This is a genomic window from Streptomyces sp. NPDC030165, from assembly GCF_055573595.1.
In genome coordinates this window covers 1-1,223 of the sequence record NZ_JBVIBD010000079.1, presented here as the reverse complement: position 1 = coordinate 1,223, position 1,223 = coordinate 1, and the positions used below count along the sequence as shown (strand labels likewise).

Genomic DNA, 1,223 nt, shown 5'->3' with positions numbered 1-1,223 from the left:
GCGGCCAGCTCACGGGCGCGGGCGCGCGCCCAGGTTTCCGCCTGCAAGACGTCCGCGACCGTCAGGGAGGTTCCCCGGGCCGGCGTACCGTGCTCCGCGACCACCTCGGCGACCGTATCGACAATTCCTGTGAACGGCAGCCCGCCCTTCAAGAAAGCGTCGACGCATTCCTCGTTCGCGGCGTTGAAGACGGCCGGCGCGGTGCCGCCCACACCGCCGACGTGGCAGGCCAGCGGCACGGACGGGAACGCCTCGGTGTCCAGCGGCAGGAACTCCCACCGGTGGGCCTCGGTCCAGTCGATGCCGGGCGCCGCGTCCGGGACCCGGTCCGGCCAGCCGATACCGAGCGCGATCGGCATCCGCATGTCGGGCGGGCTGGCCTGGGCCAGGGTGGAACCGTCGGTGAACTCCACCATCGAGTGGATGTAGGACTGCGGATGGACGACGACCTCGATCCGGTCGAACGGCACGTCGTACAGCAGGTGCGCCTCGATGACCTCCAGCCCCTTGTTGACCAGGGTGGCGGAGTTGACGGTGATGACCGGGCCCATCGCCCAGGTGGGGTGCGCGAGCGCCTGCTCCGGCGTGACGGACGCCAGCTCCCGCTTCGTACGGCCCCGGAACGGCCCGCCGGAGGCGGTGACGACCAGCTTGCGGACCTCCTTGCGGGGGCCGCCCAGCAGGCCCTGGAAGAGGGCGGAGTGCTCGGAGTCGACGGGCACGATCTGGCCCGGCTGCGCCTGCTCCTTCACCAGCGGGCCGCCGACGATCAGCGACTCCTTGTTGGCGAGCGCCAGCGCGCGGCCCGCCTTCAGGGCGGCCAGGGTGGGCGCGAGACCGATGGAGCCGGTGATGCCGTTCAGGACGGTGTGGCACTCGGACGCCGCGGCCTCGGTGGCCGCGTCGGGCCCGGCGAGGATCTCCGGCAGCGGCTCCCCCGCCCCGTACCGGGCAGCCAGCGCCTCGCGCAGCGCCGGCACCACATCCTCACGGGCCACCGCCACCGTACGGACCCGCAGCAGGTGCGCCTGCTCGGCCAGCAGCGCCACCCGGCCGCCGGCCGCGGACAGCGCGGTCACCCGGAAACGGCCGGGGTTGCGCAGCACCAGGTCGATGGCCTGGGTGCCGATCGAGCCGGTCGAGCCGAGGATCACGATGTCGCGCGGCCCGTCGCCGCCGCAGGTGAGCGGGGCGGGGGTGAAGCGCAGATGCGGGTCAGCGAG

Annotated in this window: 1 protein-coding gene; it reads right to left on the bottom strand. The window is 73.4% G+C overall.

Going from position 1 to position 1,223, the window contains the following annotated elements:
* Positions 1 to 1,223 (bottom strand): 1-deoxy-D-xylulose-5-phosphate reductoisomerase (gene dxr / locus ACZ4Z1_RS42500; protein WP_468492080.1); only part of this gene is annotated, 1,223 nt, incomplete at both ends.